A 16,359-nucleotide genomic window follows, 5' to 3' on the forward strand; every position below is an offset into this window, starting at 1 on the left:
GTGGGAGGGGCGTCCTTCACTGTTCGGCGGTGAGTACGGCGGCCAGGGCGTTCGCGGTCGGGGTGCGGTACAGGTCTTGTAGCGGTACGGCGGGCATGCCCTGCTCGCGGACCGCTGCCGCCGCGCGCACTGCCTGGAGCGAGTTGCCGCCCAGCTCGAAGAAGTTGTCGTCAGGCCCCACGGGCACGCCGAGAACCCGCTCCCACACCCGGGCGAGAGCGCTCGCGAGGTCCGTGGACTGTTGCTCCTGCCCCGGCCGTTCGAGCGGGCGCGCGTGCGAGGGCGGTTGCGGAGTGACGGTCGCGGGCGTAGGCAGGGCGCGTACGTCGAGCTTGCCGTTAACGGTGAGGGGGAGGGCGGGCAGTACGGTGACCCCGGCTGGCAGCATGAACTCCGGCAGGGTGCGGGCCGCCCGGCGGCGGACGGCGGACGGGTCCGGGGCGGCGCCCTCCGCGGCGACCACGTAGGCGTCGATGCGTATGCCTGCGGCGTCGCCGCCCGGCTGGTCGCCGGTCAGGACCACGGCGGCGGTGCCCACGTCGGGGTCGTCGAGCAGGACCGAGCGGATCTCGTCCAGCTCGATCCGGAAGCCGCGGACCTTTACCTGGCTGTCCAGCCGGCCCAGGTGTTCGAGGGTCCCGTCCGGGCGCAGTCGCCCGAGGTCGCCGCTGCGGTACATGAGGCCGCCGTGGAAGGGGTCCGGCACGAAACGCTGTCCGGTCAGTTCGGGCCGGTTCCAGTAGCCGAGCGCCACCCCGGCCCCGGCCACGTGGATTTCGCCGGGTGCCCCGTACGGCAGGGGCCGGCCGCAAGGGTCGAGCACGTACACCCGCCAGCCGGGCAAGGGCCGGCCAACCGAACGGGATCCGGTGAGTGCGTCGCGGCGCCGCACGTCGTGGGCGGTGACGTGGACGGTGGTCTCGGTGATGCCGAACATGTTGACCAGTCGGCAGCGGGTTTCCGGATACCGGTCGAACCAGCGGGCGAGCGGGGCGGTGTCGAGGGGCTCACCGCCGAAGACGACGAGCTGCAGCGGTAGTTCGGCCCGGTGTCGGCGGTCCGCCTCGGCCAGCTGGCCGAAGGCGGAGGGTGTCTGGCTGAGCACCGTCACGCCTTCCCGCACCAGGAGCGCGCGGAAGTCGTCCGGAGTGCGGCTGACCCAGTACGGTACGACGACCAGCCGGGCACCCGTGAGTAGCGCGCCCCAGATCTCCCAGACCGAGAAGTCGAAGGCACTGGAGTGGAAGAGGGTCCAGACGTCGTCGGGGCCGAGCCGGAAACTGGAGCGGGTGGCGTCCAGGAGGGCGGCCACATTACGGTGCGGGACGACGACGCCCTTGGGGAGGCCGGTGGACCCGGACGTGTAGATGATGTAGGCGGCGGCGTCCGGTCCCCGGGCAGGCTCCGGCAGCGCGGTCCTATCGGCCTCGGCAGCCATCAGCGCGGCAGGTGTCATGAGGAGGAGGTCCTCGGCGCCGGGTATGCCGGGAAGTTCGGTGACGATCAGCCCCAGGCCGGCGTCGCGCGCCGTGCCGCTGAGCCGGGCCGAGGGATAGGCCGGATCCAGGGGCACGTACACGGCGTCGGCGAGCAGCACTGCGAGGAGGGTCACGACGAGCTCGGCGGACCGTTCCAGGCAGACGCCGACGTGGTCGCCAGGGCGGACGCCCTGGGCGACCAGGCCTGCCGCGAGACGCCGGGCCCGGGCCAGCAGCTCGCCGTAGGTGACCTGTTCCTCCTCGCAGGTCAGCGCGATGGCGTCGGGGGCGGCCATGGCCCGCTCCGTGAACAGGGTGTCGATCCGGACCTCGCGGTGCGGTGACGCGGGCACGCCGCCCGCCAGGTCGCGCGGTGCGGTGAGCGAGGTCCGTTCCTGCGGCCCCAGCGGGTCGATGTCCTGGGGGAAGGTGCCGGGCTCGGCAGCGGTGACGGCCTCGTACGCGCGGGCTACGTGCCCGGCGAAGCGCCGTACGGAGTCCGCGTCGAACTCGGCGCAACGGTAGTGGACTTCCAGCCACAGGCCGGCGCCGGCGTCGCGGCGGGGAAGCAGGGTGAGCGGGAAGGGCGCGCTGTGGCAGGGGACCTCTCCCTCGCCCGCCTCCGGCAGCAGTCCGACCAGGACCCGGCCGCCGACCAGGCTGGTGAGGGTGGTGTAGCCGACGGCGTCGCAGCGCAGGGACGGGTCGCGCAGCTGCTGCCGTACCGCGCCGACGAGGCCGGGCACGTCCTCGGGCCCCGAGAGGGCGGGCGCGACCAGTGTGGTGAAGTCGTGGGCACCGAGGGCCCGCGGCAGTCGGCCGGGGTCTGGTGCGACCGCCGCCAGCACGGGTCGTTCCTGGCCTTCGTAGCGGCCGAGCACGATGGCGGTGGCCACGGCCAGGACCGCCGAGACTGTGGAGGATCCGGCCGCGCCGGTTCCGTTCGCCCCCGCTCCGGCCGCCCCTGATCCTGCCGGACCGGCCTGGACCGGGATGCGCAGCACAGCGGTGCGGGTCGCCGCGGCCTGATCCGGGGCGGCCAGGGCGGCGGGGCCGGGCGAGGTCCAGCCGGGGCGCTGGGAGTACTCTGCGGAGCTCCACGCCTCCCAGGCGTCCGAGCCGGGGCCGGCCGGCGGCGGCAGGAAGGCGTCCTGCCGCCGGAGTTGACGCGGGACAGCTCCTCGTCCGGCGGCCGGCCCACCGTCCAGGCCGTGGTCCCGGGCCGTTGCCGCGACCAGGGTGTCGGCGATGAGGCGCAGCGCGCGGGCGTCCAGCTCCGACCGGTGGGCGGACAGGACCAGGTCGGTGCGTCCGTCGGTGTGGCATAGCAGAACGGCGCGCGGCTGTGCGGCGGCCGGATCGACCGGGCGGACCAGCTCGGCCTGGAGACGGCGGCGGGCGGCGGGTGCGTCCGACGGATAGGGTACGTCCTCCCGCCAGAGCCCCGCGGGGAGTAGCCGGGTCAGGCGGTTCGCATCAGCATCGTTGGGAAGCGTCACATGCAACGAGTGACTGTGGACTGAGAAGTGTTCCCCGGCCGGTAGCAGCTGGGAGCTTCGATGAGCGGGCACGACCGAACTCCAGAGGTGATCAAGGTCGGGGCCGGTTGATTATCAAGAGAGTTTCGAGCTGGCGTCAAGCGTCCAGATCCGGCCTGTTCAGTGTTGGCTGAAATGCACTTCAGGCGGAGTTTGGTGTTCCGGATTACTTCCGGCGATCCAGTTTTTACTTCGGACATAACAGGCGGTACGTCAGATGTGACCTAGGCTACATTGATCTTCGAGTGACCCTCCAGGCAGGATGAACTTGCACGTCAGCGGCCTAGCGCCGGAGGCTGGCAGTCCTGGCGTCGCCAAGGCGAATTACCGTGGGCTGCAAAATGATGGGAAAGACATGTCCCTCAACCCCTTTGAATCCGAAGCTTCGGGAACTTTCCATGTGCTGATCAATGCCGAGAATCAGCATTCTCTGTGGCCGTCTTGGGTTGAAATTCCGTCAGGCTGGAAGTCCGTGGCGGAGGGGTCGAGGGAGGACTGCCTCGCCTACATCGACACCCAGTGGACCGACATGAGGCCGGTCGCTCTCGTCAACGGCCATAGCGGCTGACTCCAGCCGCGCCCGACGGCCCGGCCGCATTCCAGTTCTTCAGTGCAAACCACCGGTAAGGGGTCGGTTCACCGTGTCCGAAGGCTCGTATCTGCCTTCCGTCCCGTTCGATGACTACATCCGCACCGTCGCGGCGGACCATCCGCGGCTCCACGCTCTGCTCGACCTTGAGCGCGCCCGATCGGCCGCCACCCTGTCCGCCCTGCATTCCCTCACCAACGAGTTCGACTCGGACGAGACCGGACGCGGAGACTCCTACCGGCGTGCACAGCGGGACGTGTACGTCCGGTGGACCGGCGCCAACCGGCTGCTGTCTCTGGCCACCCCCGAGGATGCGGCCGGGGACGTGGTCGTCCTCGACGTGCTCGGCGGCGACGGCACCATCGCCCGGGCCGTCGCGGGGCGCGCCGACAGCGACGCCGCCAAACTGAACGTCATCACCGGTGACATCTCTGGCCGGATGGTGGCCCAGGCGCTGGCGCACGGCCTGCCGGCGGTGCGCCAGGCGGCGGAGGCGCTGCTACTGCGCGACGGATCCGTCGACGCCGCCCTCCTTGCGTACGGCACGCACCACATCGCCCCGGCGGACCGCGCCCGGGCCGCCGCCGAGGCCGTCCGGGTCGTCCGCCCCGGCGGCCGGGTCGTCCTGCACGACTTCGACGAGACCAGCCCCATGGCACGGTTCTTCACCGAGGCGGTACACCTCCATTCGCCCACCGGCCACGACTACCGGCACTTCACCCGGGCGGAGCTGACGGACCTCTTCGCCGGCCTTCCGGTATCGGTCAGCGTCGTGGACGTCTACGACCCGCTGATCGTCCGCGGCGCCACCGCCGAGGAAGCGCGCGACCGGATGTGCGAATACATCGCGGATATGTACGGTATCCGGAACTATTTTTCCGCCCAACGGACTCCTGTCGAGGTCTGGGATCTCCTCACGGATTTCTTCAACCACTCGGCCTATCTCGAACGGATTTCCTCACTCCCCGAGTGCCCTGTGCGCCCGGTGATCCGTGAAGTCGACGGCGTATTTGCGGCCGAGGTGCCCCGGGTCGCGATCGTGGCCCTGGCCCGGAAGGCGGTCTGAACATGGCAGCGATCCTCGTCCCCGACCTGCTGCAGGCAGCAGACGGCCCCTACGCCGACAGCCCGGCCGTCCTCGGCCCTGACGGAGCGCTGTCATACCGCGAACTGTGGGAGCGTGTCGCCGCGGTGGCCGTCCAGCTGCACCGGGCCGGCGTCCGGCCCGGCGACCACGTCGCACTGCACCTGCCCCGCTCAGCCGCCTACGTCAGCGCGCTCATCGCGACGATGGCCATCGGCGCGGTGGCGATCCCCGTCGACCCCGAGTTCCCCGCGGAGCGCCGCGTCCAGGTCGTCGCGGCCGCCCGGCCGCGGGTGATCCTGTACGACGGCACCGGCGCCCCCGAACTCCGGGACGCCGACAGCGCGGACGCCGCCCACTGGCTCGTCCCCGACAGCCGGCCGGTTCAGGTGACTGAGCTGGAGACGCTCCGGGTCCGGACCGACGACGCCGAAGCGCTCACCGCCATGATCCTCTTCACCTCCGGCTCGACCGGCCGTCCGAAGGGCGTCCGCCTGCATCACGCGGGACTGGTCAACCGGCTGCGGTGGGGACACCGCCGCTACGCCTTCGACGCGACCGACCGCGTCCTGCACAAGGCGTCCTCCGCCTTCGACGCCGCGATCCACGAGATCTTCTCCCCGCTCATTGCTGGCGGCACCCTCGTCATCGCCCCGCCCGGGCTGCAGTTCGACAGCCTCGGCCTGGTACGGCTGATCCAGGAGACCGAGGTCACCACCGCCCACTTCGTGCCCTCCGTCCTCCGCTACGTCATCGACGAGGAGGAGCTGGCCTGGTGCACCTCCCTGCGCCAGGTGTTCTGCGGTGGTGAGGCCCTGGACATGACCCTGGTGCGGCGCTTCCGCCAGCTGCTGCCCGCCTCCTCCCTCTACAACCAGTACGGACCCACCGAGACGTCGGTGAACGCCACCTACTGGGACTGCGACGAATCGTTCGACGGTGACATCGCCCCCATCGGCCGTCCCATCGACGGGGTCGACTGCCACGTCCTGGACGAGGAGATGCGGCCGGTCACCACCGGCAAGACCGGTGAGCTGTGGATCGGCGGTGTCGCCGTCGGCGGCGGATACCTCGACGACCAGCCGCTAACCGACCAGCGTTTCCGCCCCGACCCGTTCACCGACAGCGGCCGCCTCTACCGCACAGGTGACCTCGTCCGGCTCCTCGGCACGGGAGCCTTGGAATTTCGGGGCCGCCTCGACGACCAGGTCAAGGTGCGTGGAGTCCGCGTGGAACCGGGCGAGGTCGACACCGTCCTGCGGAGCCACCCGATGGTGCAGGACGCCGCCGTGATCGCCGTCCCCGACGAGGCCGACGGCGTACGGCTGGTCGCCTACGTCGCCGCCAAACGCGCCCACTCGCCGGTGGTCGACGGCCTCCAGCGGATCCAGCTCCCCGGCGGCATCACCGTCGCCACCTCGTCACCGGACGAAGCGCTCTTCCTCTACCGCCAGATCTTCGAGCAGGACGAGTACGCGCGCTTCGGCGTCCGCCTCGGCCAGGACGACGTGGTCGTCGACGTCGGTGCGAACATTGGGCTGTTCGGGCTCTGGGCGCACCGCCAGGCCCCCGGCATCCGCCTGGTGGCCGTCGAGCCCAACCCGGACACCCTCCCCTACCTGCGCGTCAACCTCGAACTGGGCGGGGTCGAGGCGGACGTCGTCCCCGTGGCCGTCACCGACCGGATCGGGGCCGAGACTCTGACGTCCTTCCCCCACCTCAGCTACCTGTCCGGACTCGGCGCGGACCGCCAGGACGAGGCAATCGAGCTGGTCCAGTCGCACTACCGCCAATCGCAGGGTAGCGGCGCCGGCACGGCGGAGGAGATCGCCGGTCTACTCCACGACGCCGAGGACCGGCTCAGTGCCACCCTGCACGAGGTCCAGACCACCGACCTGTCCAGCCTGCTGGACCGGCTGGAGGTCGACCGGGTCGACCTCCTCAAGATCAATACCGAGGGCGCCGAGCTCAGCGTCCTCCGGGGCATCAGCCCCGACCGCTGGAAGACCATCCGGCAGGTCTGCCTCGAAGTCGAACGCAGCAACGTCGTCGGCGCCGAGATTCAGACCATCCTCAAGGGCGCGGGATTCACCATGCACTCGGTCGACGACTGGAGCGTCGGCACCGACGCCGACGTCAGCTACGTGTACGCGACCCGCGACCCCGACCGGGCCGGGCGGCCCGAACCCGATCCCACCCCCGCCCACCGGACCGGCACCACGCCGCAAGCCACTCCCACGACCGACCCGGACCCCGAACCCGGCCGGACCCTGCTGACCGCCCGCGAACTGCGCCGGCACGCCGGCGACCGGCTGCCTACGGCGATGCAGCCCAGCCAGTTCGTCTTCATGGAGGAACTGCCCCGCCTGCCCAACGGCAAGCTCGCCCGGCGCGAGCTCCCCCCGCCACCGTCCACAGCGGGAAGCACCGCCCGCACCGACGGACCCGCCGGCACCGTCACGACCGTGGAACAGCTGCGTGAGACATGGCGGCAGGTCCTCGCCGTCGACGAGGTCATGGACGACGACGACTTCGTCAGTCTCGGCGGCCACTCGCTGCTGGCCCTGCGCGTCAGCGCCCGCGCCCGCAAGCTCACCGGCGCAGAGGTGTCCCCCGGTTCCTGTCTGCGCGCACCGAGCTTCGCAGCCTGGCTCGCCGGGATCCCGCAGCCCGCTGTCGCCGAGGGAAAGGGCTAGCCCCCGGTGGACTCCTTCCCGCCCCTCTCCGACATGCAACAGTCCATGATCGTCCACGAGGCGCTGGGCGACCGGCCCATGTACACCATGCCGCTCTGCTTCCGCATCAACGGCGACCTCGACACCGCACGGCTTGAGCAGGCCCTGCACCACGTCATCCGGCGCCACCCCGTGCTGCACGCCACCTACGACGACGCCCACGCCGTGCCGCTCCCGCCGACGGCACCACTGCCCCCACTGCGCACCGGGCACGCCAGCACCAGCGTCCCGGGGGACACGAACCCACCGGCGGAACTCGCCGAGCTCTGGAACGTACCGTTCGACCTCTACGAGGAGCCCCCCGTGCGCGCGGGCGTCATCTCCCGCTCCGCCACGGAACACTGGCTCGGACTGGCCGTGCACCACGTCGCCGGAGACAGCTGGTCGCTGTCCCTGATGGCACGTGAGATCGGCCTCGCATACGCCGCCCTGGGCCGCGGCGCACCGGCAGAACCCGCCGGGCCCGCCCCGGACTTTTTCGCCGACGTCATGGCCGGGCACCAGCGCGACCACGAGCGCGACGACTCCTGGTGGCGGAGCCGGCTGGCCGGCGTACGCACCCAGCCGTACCCGCGCCGGACCCCGCCCGACGAGACCGACCGCGGAGCGTTCCTCCCGCTTCCCTTGCGCATCGGCGCCACCGAGACCCAGGGAATCCGTGAGCTCGCCCGATCGGCCCGGGTGTCCCCGTCCGTCGTACTGTTCACAGCGGTCAGCGCGGCGGTGGCCGGCGAAGGACCGGAGCTCGATACGACGGTCGGCATGCCCGCCGCCCGGCGCGAGACCGAGGAACTCCAGGCCACCATGGGCCCGCTCCTCAACACCCTCCCCGTGCGCACCGCGTGGACAGGCCGGCCGTCCCCCCGGGACCTGGTGCTCCACCACGCCGACGCCATCGAGCAGAGCCTCGCGCACAGCGAGCTCCCGTACTCGCGGATCCTGCGAGCCGCCGGTCTCCTGCGGCTCCCCGGCGGCGACCCGCTCTTCCTCCACCTGGTCAACATCGACACGGAGGTACCACGGCTGCCGCTGCACGGCCTGCGCACCTCACCCGTACCGGTCCCGCCGCGCTGGGCCAACTTCCCGGCCCTGTGGGAGTTCGGCTGGGGAACTGTCGGCAACATCCACGGCACCCTCCGGGCGTCGGCCGACGCCTTCACCGAGGACGACGCCGAACGACTCCGGGCCGCCTTCCAGGACACCCTGTCACGGCTCCTCGACACCGACCACGACTGACCCACCACCTCACCACCGATTCCACACCGTTCGCGACGAAGGGCATTCCTGTGTCTTCCTCAGCCTCCACGGGCTCCGCGCCCCGCACGCCGCGGGAAGAGATCCTGTGCGGCCTGTTCGCCGAGGTCCTGGGGGCTCCGAGGACCGGCGTCGATGACAACTTCTTCGAGGCAGGCGGCGACTCGCTCATGGCGATGCGCCTGATCAGCCGCATCCGGGCCGTTTTCGGTGCCCGCATCCACATCCGCAAGCTTTTCGAGAGCCCAACGGTCGCCGGACTGGCCCGAACCCTGGAACAGGCCGAACAGCCCTCCCCGGCGGCTCCGGCTCTCGCACCCCTGGCGGACGTCCACGTCCCCGACCGGATCCCGCTGTCGCCCGCCCAGCGACGCCTCTGGCTCGTCTCCCAGGTCGAAGGCCTCAACCCGCGCTACAACATGCCGCTCGGCGTCCGTCTGCGCGGCACGGTCGACCCGGCCGCCCTTGAGGCCGCCCTCGCCGACGTGGTGATCCGGCACGAGCCGCTGCGCACCGTCTACCCGGAATTCGACGGGATCCCCTGCCAGAAAATCCTGGACCCGGCCGAGGCCCAGCCGTCCCTCACCACCGCCGCTGTCCCCCGCGACGGCTTGGACCAGGCCCTCTCGGCGGCAGCGGTCAGCGTCAGCTTCGACATCACCACCGAAGCCCCGCTGCGGGCCTGGCTGTTCACCGTCCACGAGACGGGTGGCGAAGCCACCCCGCGCGGCGACGACGCGGACCCGGCCACCGAGCACGTGTTGCTCATCCTTATGCACCACATCGCGGGCGACGGCTGGTCACTGCGCCCCCTGCTGCGCGACCTGGCCCACGCCTACCAGGCCAGGCTCAGCGCGACCGAACCCCGGTTCACCCCGCTCACCGTGCGCTACGCTCAGTACAGCGTCCGGCAGCACGGCACCGCCGCGGCCACCGACGGCAAGCCCGACACCCAGCTGGAGTTCTGGAGGCAGACCCTCGCCGGCGCCCCGGAACAGCTGCCGCTGCCCTTCGACCGGCCGCGCCCCGCCACCCGCTCCTTCCGCGGCGCGGGCGTCGACTTCACCATCGACGCCGCCCTGCACGCCCGGCTCACCGGCCTGGCCCGTGCGACGGGCAGCACCCTTTTCATGGTGCTGCAGGCCGCCCTGGCCACCGTACTGACCCGGTACGGCGCCGGTGAGGACATTCCCATCGGCACACCTGTCGCGGGCCGCGCCGAAGAGAGCCTCGACGACGTGGTCGGCTTCTTCGTGAACACCCTGGTGCTGCGCACCAACACCTCCGGCGACCCGACGTTCACCGAGCTCCTCGAACGGGTCCGGGCCGGCGCCCTCGCGGCCTACGCACACCAGGACGTCCTCTTCGACCGGGTCGTCGAAGAACTCAACCCCGAGCGCTCCCTCGCCTGGAGCCCCCTCTTCCAGGTGTCCCTCGCCTTCAACGGCAGCGCGGTCGGCACCGGCGACCTGCCCGCCCTGCCCGGAGCCCGCATCCACGAGGTCCCCACCTCCGTCTCCAAGTTCGAGCTCGGATTCAACATCCGCGAACTGGAGGCGTCCGAAGGCGAACCACAGGGCCTGGCCGGCTTCGCCGAATACGCGACCGACCTGTTCGACCGGTCCACCGTGGAACGGCTCGTCACCTCGCTGCTCAGGGTGCTGGAGCAACTGCCCGACGGCTCGGGCGTCCGCCTGAGCGAGCTCGACTTGCTGCCCGCCGGAACCCCGGTCGCACTGCCGGACCGTTCCACCGGCGCCACCGCCGCCCCGGCCGCCCCGTCGGTACCGGAACTGTTCGCCCGGCAGGCCGCCGCGACCCCCGAAGCGGTCGCCCTGGTCCGCGGGGACCGCCAGGTGTCCTACCGCGAACTCGACGCCCGCGCCGACGCCCTCGCCGCCCGGCTGCAGGCCGGACCCGACGGGATCACCGCCGAGACCCCCGTCGCGATCCTGCTGGACCGCTCCGTGGAGCTCGTCGTCGCCGAGCTGGCGGTGCTCAAGGCCGGAGGGGCCTACGTACCTCTCGACCGCCGCTACCCGCCGGCGCGGATCGCCTCGATCCTCGCCGCGACCGGCGCCCGCGTCCTGCTGACCGACAGCGACGCCGACGACGACGGCCTCGGCACCGGCCTCCGCCGGATCCTCGTCGACCCGGCTGACGGCCCGCTCCCCGCCGTGACGGACCTCCTCCCCGCCGTGGCCGGGCACCCCGACCGGCTCGCCTACGTCATGTTCACCTCCGGCTCCACCGGCACGCCGAAGGGCGTCATGGCCACCCACGCGGGCATCACCGCGCTCGCCGCGGACAGTAGCTTCACCGGGGCCGCCCACCGCCGGGTCCTGCTCCACTCCTCACCAGCCTTCGACGCCTCCACCTACGAGCTGTGGGTGCCGCTCCTCAACGGCGGATGCTGCGTCCTGGCGCCTTCCGGGGACCTCGACGCCGAATCCCTCGCGGCCGTGATCACCGGCGGGCGGGTGGAGGCAGCCTGGCTGACCAGCAGCCTGTTCCACCTGATGGCGGAGGTCGCCCCCGAAGCCCTCGGGTCGCTCAAGGAGATCTGGGCGGGCGGCGAGGTCGTCGCCGCGTCCGCCGTACGCCGGCTCCGCGAAGCTTTCCCCTGCGTGCGGGTCGTCAACGCCTACGGCCCCACCGAGACCACCACCTTCGCGACCCGGTTCGCCGCCCCCGCCACCAGCCCCGTGCCGGAGCCGCTGCCCATCGGCAGGCCCCTCGACGGCATGCGCGCCATGGTGCTGGACTCCCGGCTGCGGCCCGTACCCCACGGCGCGACCGGCGACCTGTATCTGGCGGGGCCCGGACTGGCCCGCGGCTACCTCGGCATGCCCGCCGCCACGGCCGAGCGGTTCGTCGCCGACCCCTACGGGGAGCCCGGCAGCCGCATGTACCGCACCGGCGACCTCGCCCGCTGGAGCACCGCCGGTGAACTCGAATTCGCCGGGCGCGCCGACGACCAGGTCAAGATCCGCGGCTTCCGCATCGAACCCGGCGAGGTGGGCGCCGCACTGGCCGGGCACGCCTCGGTTGCCGAGGCGGCGGCCGTAGTCCGCGAGGACCGCCCAGGAGAGCAGCGGCTCGTCGCCTACGTCGTCCCCGCCGACCCCCACACCGGCGTGGACACTACCGTCCTCACCGACCTCACCCGGCGCACCCTGCCGGACTTCATGGTCCCGTCGTCCGTCATCGTCCTGGACTCCCTCCCGCTCACCGTCAACGGCAAACTAGACCGCCGGGCCCTGCCCGCCCCGCAGACCACCGCCGGCCCCGCGGGCGCACCCCGCACAGCCCGCGAGGAGATCCTGTGCGCCATGTTCGCCGAGGTGCTCGGGCTGCCCCGGGCCGGAGTCGACGACGACTTCTTCGCCCTCGGCGGCCACTCCATGCTGGCCATGCGCCTCGTCTCCCGCATCCGCGCGGCGCTCGGCGTCCGCATCGACATCGGCGACCTCTTCCGGGCACCCACTGTGTCCGCACTGGTCCCGGTACTCGACGCGGCCGACGGCACCACCGCCCCGGCCGGCCCCGCGACGGCCACCGTCGACCGGCCCGAGCGCATCCCCCTCTCGTACGCGCAGCAACGACTGTGGTTCCTCGGGCAGGTCGAGGGCCCCGCCCCCACCTACAACATCCCGCTCGCGCTGCGGCTCACCGGCCACGTCGACCCGACCACCCTGCGGGCCGCACTGGGCGACGTACTCGCCCGCCACGAGGCACTGCGTACCCTCTTCCCCGCACCCGACGGCGAGCCCCACCAGCTGATCCTGCCCATCAGCCAGGCCGAGCCGTCACTGACCGTCCGGCGCATCCCCGCCGCCGCACTTGACGACGAGGCTGCCCGGGCAGCCCGGTACAGCTTCGACGTGACCACCGAGATCCCGCTGCGGGCCTGGCTGTTCGAGGCTGCCCCCGCGGACGGGCACGACGGCGCGGGCGAGTACGTCCTGCTCGTCCTGCTCCACCACATCGCCGGTGACGGCTTGTCCATGCGCCCCCTGCTGCGCGACCTCACGAAGGCCTACGAAGCCCGGCTCCGCGGCGGTACCCACACCTTCACCCCGCTGCCCGTCCAGTACGCGGACTACACCCTGTGGCAGCGGCAGACTCAGGAGGGGCCGGGCCGCGAGGCCCACGAACGCTCGCTCGCCCACTGGCGCACCGCACTGGACGGGCTGCCCCAGCAGATCGAGCTGCCGCTGGACCGCCCCCGCCCGGCCGAATCCGGACACCTCGGCGCCACCGTCGAACTCACCTTGCCCGTAGGCCTCCACCAGCGGGTACTGGACCTGGCCCGGACCACCGGATCCACCCTGTTCATGGTTCTCCAGGCAGCCGTCGCCACCCTCCTGACCCGCTCCGGTGCCGGCGAGGACATCCCGCTCGGCACCGTCGTCGCAGGCCGGGCCGACGAAAGCCTCGACGACGTGGTCGGCTTCTTCGTCAACACCCTCGTGCTGCGCACCGACACTTCCGGCAACCCGGGCTTCGCGGAACTCCTGCGGCGCGTACGGGAGGCCGATCTGGCCGCGTACGCTCACCAGGACGTCGCCTTCGACCGCCTTGTCGAGGAACTCAACCCGGAGCGCTCCCTGGCCTGGCACCCGCTGTTCCAGGTCCTGGTGGCCCTCGACGACGGGTTTCTCGGCGACGGGCTCCGGCTGCCCGGCGCGGACGTGCGTCTCCAGCCCCTCGGCACCGACACCGCCAAGTTCGACCTGTCGGTGGACTTCGAGGACCGGCGCGACGAAGCCGGCCGCCCGGCTGGACTGCGCGCCGTGCTCGAATACGCGACGGAACTCTTCGATCACGCCACGGTCGTGGCCCTCGGCGAGCGGCTGACCCGCCTCCTCGAGGCAGCGGTCGCCGACCCGGACCGCCCGATCGGCGAACTGGAACTGCTGTCCGCGGCGGAACAGCACCGCCTCCTCACCGACTGGAACGGGCCCACCGTCGCCGAAATCCCGATCGACCTTCCCGCCCGCATCCGGGAACTGGCCGCCCGACGCCCGGACGCGCCCGCCGTGTCCGACGCGCACGGCAGCACCAGCTACGCGGGGCTGGCCCGCGCCGCCGCTGCGGTGACAGCGGCCCTGACCGCCGAGGGCGCCGGAACGGACCAGCTCACCGCGGTCCTGTCCGAGCGAAGCCCGTGGTTCGTCACCGCCGTGCTCGGCGCACTGGGAACCGGAGGCGGCTACATGCCGATGGACCCGGGCACGCCGGTGTCTCGGGCCGCCCAGATGCTGTCGGACGCCGAGGTGCGCTACCTGCTGGCCGCGCCCGCACTCGTGGACCGGGCCCGGGAGATCGCTGCCGCCTGCACGGGGGACCCCGTCACCGTGGTGCTGCCCGGATCGGTCCCGGCCGGGGCCGTCGGCGGCCCCGCCGCAGAAACCCCTGACGCAGCCAGCGGCGGCCCGGCAACCCCCGTGCCCCACCCGGAGGCCATCGCCTACTCGGTCTTCACCTCGGGCTCCACCGGCCGCCCCAAGGGCGTCATGGTTCCGCACCGAGGCCTGTCCAACCACCTGCGCGCGGTCATCGACCTCTACGGACTCGACGAGACCGACACCATCGCCTTCAACGCCCCGCTGACCTTCGACGTCTCCATCTGGCAGACGCTCACCCTGCTGCTCGCCGGCGGCCGGGTACATGTCTTCGACGACGACACCGCCCGCGACCCGCAGGCCATGACCGAGGCGATCGCGGCACACGGGGTCACCGTCATCCAGATCGTCCCGGCGGTCCTGCGGGCCCTCCTCGACCTGTGGGACGCCGACGACCGCACCGCCGAGCACTGCGCCGGACTGCGCTGGATGCTCGTACACGGCGAAGAACTGCCGCCGGACCTGGTCGTCCGCTGGTACAAGCGGTTCCCCGGCATCCCCCTCGCCAACGTCTACGGCCCCGCCGAGTGCTCGGACGACGTGTCCATCTCCGTCATCCGGCCCGAAGCCCTGCCCTCCGGGGGCCGGGCCCCTATCGGCCGGCTGCTGTGGAACACTCGGGCGTACGTGCTGGACGCGCGACTGCGGACCGTGCCGACCGGGGTCCCCGGAGAGCTGTATGTGGCCGGCGCCGGCCTCGCCCGCGGCTACGCGCGGCGGCCCGCGCTGACCGCGGAGCGGTTCGTCGCGGACCCGTACGGGGAACCGGGCACGCGCATGTACCGCACCGGTGACCTGGCCCGCTGGAACGCCGCCGGCGAACTCGAATTTCTCGGCCGGGTCGACCACCAAGCCAAGGTTCGCGGTTTCCGGGTGGAGCCGGGCGAGGTGCAGGCCGTCATCGAGGCCCACACCGCGGTGGGACAGGCCGCCGTGCTTGTCCGCGAGGACCTACCCGGTGACAAGCGGCTGGTGGCCTACGTCGTGGCCGACGGACCCGCCGCCGAAGCCGATCCGGCGGCCCTGCGCGCCCATGTCGCCCAGGCCCTGCCCGAGTACATGGTGCCGTCGTCGTTCGTCGTCCTCGACGAGATGCCCCTAACGGTCAACGGCAAGCTCGACCGCGCCGCGCTGCCGGCCCCCCGGCACACGGCGGGCCCGGCCGACGGCGCTCCCCGCACCCCCCGCGAGGCGATCCTGTGCGCGCTGTTCGCCGAGGTGCTGGGGCTGCCCGGGGTCGGCGTCGACGACGACTTCTTCGCCCTCGGCGGCCACTCCATGCTGGCCATGCGCCTCGTCTCCCGGGTCCGCGCGGAACTCGGCACCCGGCTCGCCGTGAGCGACCTGTTCCGGCACCCCACCCCGGCACGGCTCCTCGGCGCCCAGGGCGGAGAGGCGTCCGACTACGAGGTGCTGCTGCCCCTGCGGGCCGCCACCGCGACGGAACCCGGCGGAGCCCCCGACATGGGCGACGGCACCCGCCCCCTATTCTGCGTCCACCCCGCCACCGGACTGGCCTGGAGCTACGCGCAACTGGCCAGGGAACTACCCGCATGGCTGCCCGTGTACGGCGTCCAGGCCCCCGGCCTGGCGCCCGGCGCCGCCGTGCCAGAGGACTTCGCCACCGTCATCGACCGGATCGCCCAGCAGATCCGCACCGTCCAGACGGAAGGCCCGTACCGGCTCCTCGGCTGGTCGCTGGGCGGCAACATCGCCCAGGCCCTGGCCGCCCGGTTCCGCACGGACGGAGACGAGGTCGAACTGCTCGCGCTCATCGACTCCTACCCGGGCGAGACCTGGCCCTGCCCGGACTACGCGGACCCGGCACAGTGGGACGAGTACGCCCTGCTCGCAACGCTGGCCGGGGAACCCCTGGACCCGGCGGGACAGAGCGCCGACTTCGGCGAATGGCTCACCGCACTCCGGGCCGACGCCGCGCGGCGCCTGCCGATGGACCGGGACCAGTTCGACCGGATGGTCGACGTCGGCGTCAACAGCAGCAGGCTGGCCTCCGCCTGGCACCCCGAGACCTTCGACGGGCCGGCCGTGTTCTTCACCGCCACCGAGGGCCGCAACGCCGACGGGCCCGTGCCCGAGGCATGGCTGCCGTACGTGCGCGAACTGAACACCGTTGCGCTGGCCTGTGCCCACGAGGAGGCCATGGCGGAGCAGCCCCGCGCGGTGATCGCGCGAACCCTCACCGACATTCTCAAGGCCGTTGCCCCCGCACCCAGGGGTGCCGCGGCGGACACGCAAGGAGCCAAGTGACACCC

The 16,359-nt window shown here is 72.1% G+C and carries 6 protein-coding genes; 5 read left to right on the top strand and 1 reads right to left on the bottom strand.

What is annotated here, in order from left to right:
- Positions 1–16: 16 nt before the first annotated feature.
- Positions 17–2,977 carry an amino acid adenylation domain-containing protein gene (locus ACZ7JZ_RS32825; RefSeq protein WP_470945999.1) on the bottom strand — a complete coding sequence of 987 codons (2,961 nt, stop codon included), beginning with the start codon at positions 2,975–2,977 and terminating at the stop codon, positions 17–19.
- 301 nt (positions 2,978–3,278) lie between these two features.
- Between ACZ7JZ_RS32825 and ACZ7JZ_RS32830 the strand changes: the two genes are divergently transcribed.
- The 5 genes from ACZ7JZ_RS32830 (at position 3,279) to ACZ7JZ_RS32850 (ending at position 16,354) form a co-directional block, all read left to right on the top strand.
- Positions 3,279–3,584: an MbtH family protein gene (locus ACZ7JZ_RS32830; protein WP_470945957.1), complete on the top strand. Its 306-nt coding sequence runs from the start codon at positions 3,279–3,281 to the stop codon at positions 3,582–3,584.
- A gap of 73 nt (positions 3,585–3,657) precedes the next feature.
- On the top strand, positions 3,658–4,671 hold the full coding sequence (locus ACZ7JZ_RS32835; RefSeq protein ID WP_470945959.1) for a methyltransferase domain-containing protein: 1,014 nt from the start codon (positions 3,658–3,660) through the stop codon (positions 4,669–4,671).
- A gap of 2 nt (positions 4,672–4,673) precedes the next feature.
- Positions 4,674–7,385 (top strand): amino acid adenylation domain-containing protein, encoded by a 2,712-nt coding sequence (locus ACZ7JZ_RS32840; protein WP_470945962.1) that lies wholly within the window; start codon positions 4,674–4,676, stop codon positions 7,383–7,385.
- Positions 7,386–7,391: 6 nt separating this feature from the next.
- Complete coding sequence (locus tag ACZ7JZ_RS32845) at positions 7,392–8,660, top strand: condensation domain-containing protein (protein WP_470945963.1); 1,269 nt, start codon at positions 7,392–7,394, stop codon at positions 8,658–8,660.
- A 50-nt stretch (positions 8,661–8,710) separates the two neighbouring features.
- Positions 8,711–16,354, top strand: a complete 7,644-nt coding sequence (locus tag ACZ7JZ_RS32850; protein WP_470945964.1) for an amino acid adenylation domain-containing protein — start codon at positions 8,711–8,713, stop codon at positions 16,352–16,354.
- Positions 16,355–16,359: the final 5 nt, after the last annotated feature.

This window comes from Streptomyces sp. NPDC038213, from assembly GCF_055600495.1.